The organism is Lysinibacillus mangiferihumi (assembly GCF_003049665.1).
Classification (GTDB): Bacteria; Bacillota; Bacilli; order Bacillales_A; family Planococcaceae; genus Lysinibacillus; species Lysinibacillus mangiferihumi.
Window position 1 is genome coordinate 212,925 of sequence record NZ_PYWM01000005.1, and the last position, 7,115, is coordinate 220,039.

At 37.3% G+C, this 7,115-nt stretch carries 8 protein-coding genes and 1 rRNA gene; 6 read left to right on the forward strand and 3 right to left on the reverse strand.

Annotated elements, in window-relative coordinates; translation table 11 throughout:
* The first annotated feature begins 81 nt into the window (after positions 1-81).
* Positions 82-1,326, forward strand: coding sequence for a Glu/Leu/Phe/Val family dehydrogenase (locus tag C9J37_RS07485; RefSeq protein ID WP_024364887.1), 1,245 nt, complete (start codon positions 82-84; stop codon positions 1,324-1,326).
* Here C9J37_RS07485 and C9J37_RS28210 read toward each other — a convergent pair.
* The gene (locus C9J37_RS28210; protein WP_107894872.1) at positions 1,303-1,554 is read right to left on the reverse strand and encodes a hypothetical protein; all 252 of its coding nucleotides are present in this window, start codon (positions 1,552-1,554) and stop codon (positions 1,303-1,305) included. The genes C9J37_RS07485 and C9J37_RS28210 overlap by 24 nt on opposite strands.
* Before the next feature lie 228 nt (positions 1,555-1,782).
* Between C9J37_RS28210 and C9J37_RS07495 the strand changes: the two genes are divergently transcribed.
* The 3 genes from C9J37_RS07495 (at position 1,783) to C9J37_RS07505 (ending at position 3,771) form a co-directional block, all read left to right on the forward strand.
* Positions 1,783-2,946: an iron-containing alcohol dehydrogenase gene (locus C9J37_RS07495; protein WP_107894873.1), complete on the forward strand. Its 1,164-nt coding sequence runs from the start codon at positions 1,783-1,785 to the stop codon at positions 2,944-2,946.
* Positions 2,947-3,269: 323 nt separating this feature from the next.
* Entirely contained in the window at positions 3,270-3,488 is a 219-nt protein-coding gene (locus C9J37_RS07500; RefSeq protein ID WP_107894874.1) for a hypothetical protein, read from the forward strand.
* The gene (locus C9J37_RS07505; RefSeq protein WP_153063485.1) at positions 3,454-3,771 is read left to right on the forward strand and encodes a hypothetical protein; all 318 of its coding nucleotides are present in this window, start codon (positions 3,454-3,456) and stop codon (positions 3,769-3,771) included. Before C9J37_RS07500 ends, C9J37_RS07505 begins: the two co-directional genes overlap by 35 nt.
* Before the next feature lie 115 nt (positions 3,772-3,886).
* Here the strand turns inward: C9J37_RS07505 and C9J37_RS07510 are convergent, their stop codons facing one another.
* Together C9J37_RS07510 and C9J37_RS07515 are read right to left on the reverse strand one after the other, a co-directional pair.
* A complete protein-coding gene (locus C9J37_RS07510) occupies positions 3,887-4,870 on the reverse strand; it encodes a cation diffusion facilitator family transporter (RefSeq protein WP_107894876.1) in 984 nt (327 codons plus the stop codon).
* A 12-nt stretch (positions 4,871-4,882) separates the two neighbouring features.
* Positions 4,883-5,605, reverse strand: coding sequence for an MgtC/SapB family protein (locus tag C9J37_RS07515; protein WP_024364890.1), 723 nt, complete (start codon positions 5,603-5,605; stop codon positions 4,883-4,885).
* 130 nt (positions 5,606-5,735) lie between these two features.
* On the opposite strand from C9J37_RS07515, the gene C9J37_RS07520 reads away from it, so the two are divergent.
* Together C9J37_RS07520 and C9J37_RS07525 are read left to right on the forward strand one after the other, a co-directional pair.
* Positions 5,736-6,635 (forward strand): DMT family transporter, encoded by a 900-nt coding sequence (locus C9J37_RS07520; protein WP_107894877.1) that lies wholly within the window; start codon positions 5,736-5,738, stop codon positions 6,633-6,635.
* 268 nt (positions 6,636-6,903) lie between these two features.
* Positions 6,904-7,115: ribosomal RNA gene (locus C9J37_RS07525) — 16S ribosomal RNA — on the forward strand; the annotation flags it as partial.

The following is a 7,115-nucleotide window of genomic DNA, read 5'->3' on the forward strand; positions in this document are numbered from 1 at the left end:
AAAATGTTCACATTTTATTTCGGAAGTGTGTTACAATGATGCCGATATACTATCATTATAAAAACAAAGAGGCGATTTAATATGTCTGAAAACTTAAATCTGTTCACATCAACTCAAGATGTTATTCAAGATGCTCTTAATAAACTAGGCTATGACGAAGCAATGTATGAATTACTGAAAGAACCGCTTCGTATGCTACAAGTACGCATTCCAGTTAAAATGGATGATGGTACGACAAAAGTATTTACTGGTTACCGTGCTCAGCACAATGATGCAGTAGGACCAACAAAAGGTGGCGTGCGTTTCCACCCAGCTGTTTCAGAAGAGGAAGTTAAAGCGCTTTCAATGTGGATGACATTGAAATGCGGAATCGTTGATCTACCATATGGCGGAGGTAAAGGCGGTGTCATCTGTGACCCACGTCAAATGTCAATGGGTGAGATTGAACGTCTAAGCCGTGGTTATGTACGTGCGGTAAGTCAAATCGTAGGGCCAACAAAAGATATTCCTGCGCCAGACGTATTTACAAATGCACAAATTATGGCATGGATGATGGATGAATATAGCCGTATGGACGAATTCAACTCTCCAGGGTTCATCACAGGTAAGCCACTTGTACTTGGTGGTTCTCAGGGTCGCGATCGTGCAACTGCTCAAGGTGTAACAATCGTTATCGAAGAAGCTGCGAAAAAACGTGGTATTGATATTAAAGGTGCTCGCGTTGTTATTCAAGGATTTGGTAACGCAGGTAGCTTCTTAGCTAAATTCATGAATGATTTAGGTGCCAAAGTAATTGGTATTTCAGATGCATATGGTGCACTTCATGATCCTGAAGGTTTAGATATCGACTACTTATTAGATCGTCGTGATAGCTTCGGAACTGTAACAACATTATTCGAAAACACAATTTCAAATAAAGATCTTTTAGAGCTTGATTGTGATATTTTAGTTCCTGCCGCAATTGAAAACCAAATTACTGCTGACAATGCGCATAATATTAAAGCAAACATTGTCGTAGAAGCAGCAAATGGTCCAACGACAGCAGAAGCGACTAAAATTTTAACAGAGCGTGGCATTTTACTTGTACCTGATGTATTAGCATCTGCAGGTGGTGTTACAGTATCTTACTTTGAGTGGGTACAAAATAACCAAGGTTATTACTGGACAGAAGAAGAAGTAGAAGAACGCCTGTACAAAAAAATGGTTGAAGCATTTGAAAATGTTTATACAACTGCCACTACACGTAACATCAATATGCGCTTAGCTGCATATATGGTTGGTGTACGTCGTACTGCAGAAGCATCACGCTTCCGCGGATGGGTTTAATCTATCGAAAAGGGTCGTCTCCAATTTGGAGCGACTCTTTTTTGTATAGAATGAAGCTGTGTGCCCGTTACGAAAGTTAAACTTAACAAAACTTGTTACGACGATTTTTATGGGTTTGTAAGCAGAAGATGTTCCAGTCGGTCCGCCAACACTTTTTTCTTTTCCACGCGCCTCTTTCTTATTTGCATCATACGCAACACCAGCAAGCTCCCCAATATAAATCCCCATCTAATAATTGTGCTAATAAGCATAAACAAAATTCCTTTATGTAAAAAACAAGAATGCATCTTTTGCTACGATGAAATACAAAGAAAATTACAAGATGAATTAGGTGTGCTTGTACCAGAAAAAATACATAGGGCATATGCGGATTATTGCACGCCCGTATAATGCGCTTAAATCTTTGCTTTCTACTCTAGAAATATGAGAAAATCCAACTAGAAAGGGGCGATTTCCATGAATTCATTTACATTTTATAATCCAGTGAAGTTACATTTTGGTGAAGAGGCGTTGGAAAAATTACCGAAAGAATTAGCGCAGTTCGGACAGAAGGTGCTAGTTGTTTATGGCGGAGGTAGCATTAAAAAGAATGGTGTGTATAATGCTGTCATGGAGAAATTACAAGAAGCGGGTAAGTCCATTTTTGAATTGAGCGGTGTTGAGCCAAATCCGCGTGTAGAGACAGCTCGTCTAGGCATAGAGATTTGTAAAAAAGAGGGGATTGACCTTGTGCTCGCTGTTGGTGGTGGTTCTGTTATTGACTGCTCCAAATTAATAGTAGCCGGGGCAAAATATGACGGGGACGCATGGGATATTGTTAAAAGAAAATTTATTGTGAAAGATGCACTACCGTTAGGAACAGTGTTAACCTTAGCTGCAACAGGCTCTGAAATGAATTCCGGTTCGGTCATTACGAACGCTTCAACGGAAGAAAAATTCAGTTGGGGTAGCCCAGCTGTCTTCCCTAAGTTTTCTATTTTAAATCCAGCATACACAGTGACTGTGCCCAAAAATCATACAGTTTACGGTATAGTGGATATGATGTCCCATGTCTTTGAACAATACTTCCATAATGCAACCAATACACCCATTACTGATGAAATGTGTGAAGGAGTATTACGAACAGTAATTAGCACGGCCCCTAAACTTATTGAAGATTTAGAGAATGTGACATTACGAGAAACGATTCTACTAGCAGGAACAATTGGTTTAAATGGCTTTTTATCAATTGGTTCCCAAGGGGATTGGGCTTCCCACAATATTGAACATGCCGTATCAGCCATTTATGATATCCCGCATGCAGGTGGTTTAGCAATTTTGCAACCACATTGGATGCGTCTAAATGTATCAGTTAATCCTGGGCGCTTTGCGGGTATTGCGACACGTGTCTTTGGTGTTGATGCAACTGGAAAGACAACAGAGGAAGTTGCCCATGAGGGGATTGATCGTCTATCGGCATTTTGGACATCTTTAGGTGCACCAAATCGTTTAGCCGATTACGATATTGACGATGCAAAATTCGACCAAATTGTTGAACATGCCATGGAAAATGGACCTTTTGGCAACTTCAATAAGTTGCAGGAAGAAGATGTACGTACAATTTTACAAAATGCACGTTAGGTTATAGTATGACAGATAAGGATGTATCGAAGAGTGAGGTTATCACTTCTGATACATCTTTTTATTTTACTCATTACATAAAATCAACTACAAACGACTGTCGATTATTTAGGTTAATTGTCAAAATTGTTCAGAATTTGTTCAGGTAATTTTTTTAAAATGAATGTAATCATTTTTGAACTGACAGGGGATTTAGAGAGAATGTTAAAACAATTGATTGAAAATCATATTACGATGCACTGTGAGGGTCATTTTTTCAGCCGAATATTTACGAATTAAAAAATTGTATCGAAGTATTAGGAATTGAAGCGACTGCGTTACGAATGGACAATGATCATATTGCCGCAGGATATGTAGTCGACAATCGACTATTTTTTAAAAGCATGCGATATGGACAAACGACTATCACATTAACTGATGGACAAAGGGAAGCAATTGTGCAACTTTACGTTCGTCCTTCTGGAGAAATGATGCTGGAGGTAACGCCGAATTTAGAAGATGCTGAAATTGTGCTTGTATATTATCGAACAATTTTTAGCTGAAACGGCGATTGCAATTGATTTAAGTGGGGCTTTGAAGCACTATTTAGTAGCGCATAATCTTATGAATGGTGAGGATGCCATTGCCGAGGTGCATTATAAATCGATGCATCCGAATGTACTAAAAGATTCTTATGCGGGTAATTTTGGTTTAGGTTGTCGTCCGGACGGAGAGCCGTTAACAAATGCTGAAGAATTTGATTTAGCCAATCGTCTAGCTACATTAGAATTCTCAAAAATTATAATTCAACACGATGGCATACAAAAAATGATCTGTTTAAGATGATTACGGATTATGTAATTGTCTCACAGAAGTTTGAATGCATTTGTCAATGATAGAGCTTTTTACGTATTCTTATACTAAATAGCCAACTGCCTAACGTTGGCAATTGGCTATTTGTTTATTGTTCTTTTGTAGGTCGTTCTCCAAGGTGATTCCAATTTAATCTACCATCATCCTCATCAAATAAAATGGCTACTTTTGATACGCCTTTTTGACTTAGAAGTACTTCTGTTAAATGGTCGCGTACATCATCTAAATAAGCAAGGGATAAATTCGGGTCAGCTTCTGCCACAAGCTCTACATGTAGAAATTCTCCTTCTTTAATCACTTCTAAACGAACGATATCTTTAATATTGGTGTCATCCATTACAAGGTGAGCAATATGATTCAGCATTTCCTCATCCGTTTCACCGATAACACCACGTGCGTTATCTAGGAATACCTTGCCAACTACATAAAACATCATACAGCCAATAATAATTGACACAAGTCCTTCAATTCTCGCCCAACCAGTAAAATGTGCAATTAAGATGGCGGCAAAGGCTAAAACGTTACCACCAGTAGCTACTAAATCTTCCATAAAAACTAATTTAGTTGCAGGTTTTGCACGTTTTAAATACGTAAATGCTTTTGCAATAGAAGCTAGGCCAGCCTTTTCTTGTCCAGCCTCATGTAGCACCTCGACTGCTGCTTTTGCAAGAACTGTACCTTCTAATACAATCCCAATAAACAACACACCAAGTGCAATAAACATTCCTTTCGATTCACCTGAAGGATGCATAAAATGATGCCAGCCTTCCTTGATCGTCTCATAAGATAGGATGGCTACAATAATTACGGCGAATAAGCATACAAGATTAACAATTCGACCAAAGCCTCCTGGGAATTGCTTTGTAGGTGCTTTTTTCGAAAGGGCGGAGCCGATATAGACGAAAAATTGGTTTGCAGCATCACCAAGGGAGTGCATCATTTCGGCAAACATAGCCACATTGCCTGTGAAGAAAAAAGCAATCCCTTTAATGATTCCTAAAAAGGTGTTTACAAATGCAGCCATAAGGGAGGGTTTATTACCGTCTTTTAATAGTTTTAATATTTCTGTCATAGAGTCCTCCAACTAGTTTAAAATTTCCATTTCTATTTTTTCAATATAAGGTAAGGTACGTAATGAACGATAAAACGACAGTAAATTATCTGAGACAATTAACGATAAACGGAAATCTAATTCGTGTAATACTTGATTATTCGCCATTGGTATATCTTTAATACGAATATTTTCAATTACAATGTTGTTTTCCTTTAAAAAAAGAAGAAATGATTCTGTATGGTCATCATTATCAATCTGAACCTTTAATGATACTTCTCGCATCCGAATTCGTTTTGGTCCAATTTTCATAAGAAAAGGAGATAACACTTCGATGCCAAAAACAATGATAATAACAGCTAGTGTTGCATCCATATAAAAGCCTGCGCCAACAGCAATCCCAATGCCAGCAGCTCCCCAGATCATAGCTGCAGTAGTTAAACCAGAAATGCTATCATTACCGCGTCTTAAAATGACACCTGCCCCAAGAAATCCGATGCCGCTAACTACTTGTGCTGCTAAACGAAGGGGATCCATTGTAATGTTTATATCTCCCCTTGGAGGTGTTGAGTATGCAGTCTCGATAGAAATAATAGTTAGTAAGCAACTAAATGTAGCAATCACTAAACTTGTTTTTAATCCAACAGGTTTCTTTTTTAATTCCCTTTCAATACCGATTACTAAACTTAATGTGGCTGCAATCACTAATTTTATTCCAACTTCATATGTAATCATATTCTCCAATAATGTTTCCAAACGCAACCCTCCATTGTTATTTCGTATTGCTAAGAAATATGCAAGCTGTCATTATTATATGTACATTACTTTTTTGTATTGTACATCACGCAAGTAATGAAGTATAAGTTTTTTTATGGAGGTGGATTCAATGAGCGAACCGAAGATTCATCCATATATTCCAATTTTCATAGGTGTTATTTCAGTATCTTTATCTGCTATTTTTGTGAAATTAGCAACTGCAGATGCTGGTGTTATTGCTTTTTATCGTATGTTGTTTTCTGTCATAATCATGGCACCACTATTTTTTTGGAAATATACCAATGAATTAAAACAGCTATCTATTCGAGATTGGTGTTTTTCTTCTATAGCGGGTGTTTTTTTAGCTTTCCACTTTATTTTGTGGTTTGAGTCACTAAATTACACATCTGTTGCAAGCTCAACTGTGCTTGTGACACTTCAACCACTTTTTGCGTTTGTAGGTACATACTTTTTCTTTAAAGAGGAAATTACTGTAAAAACTATTTTTGCGGGGGCTATTGCCATTGTTGGTAGTGTGATAATAAGCTGGGTTGATTTTAAACTAAGTGGATCTGCGTTCTATGGGGATATGCTTGCATTAATTGCTTGTGCACTTATTACAATATACTTATTATTTGGCCAAGATGTACGAAAGCGATTATCTCTTGTGACTTATACAATGATTGTTTACGCAGTAAGTACGATTACATTGTTTTTCTATGTTTTATTAAAAGGGGAATCATTCGGTCCATATTCGTCTATGGATTGGATGTGGTTTATTTTATTAGCAATTGTCCCTAATTTATTAGGTCATACTTTATTTAATTGGTCTATTAAATACGTTAGTACGAATGTTGTATCAATTGCTATATTATTTGAACCAATTGGAGCGGCAGTATTAGCTTTTATTATTTTTAAAGAGTATTTAATCACTACACAAATCATTGGTGGATGCATTGTAATAGCAGGGATTCTACTGTTTGTAGTGGATGATAAAAAGATTTTAAAGTTTTTTAAGAAAAAAGCTTGATTTTTATATTGCTATATTATATATTATTACTTGTCCTTAACAAGAAGGACGACATGAAAAAAGAAATTAAAAAGTTGTTGACTTCTTGTTGAATACAAGTTATGATAATAAAGTCGCTGAAAACAAGCGGGAATAAATGAACCTTGAAAACTGAACAAGCAAAACGTAATCAATATAGTTTTTACTAGCTAACTTCGTTAGTGAACGAAACAAAATTTTGGACATCAAAATTGATGCCAGCAAAACAATTTGAGCTAATCAAATTTCTTTTATGGAGAGTTTGATCCTGGCTCAGGACGAACGCTGGCGGCGTGCCTAATACATGCAAGTCGAGCGAACAGAGAAGGAGCTTGCTCCTTTGACGTTAGCGGCGGACGGGTGAGTAACACGTGGGCAACCTACCCTATAGTTTGGGATAACTCCGGGAAACCGGGGCTAATACCGAATAATCTATTGTCCCTCATGGGACAATACTGAAAG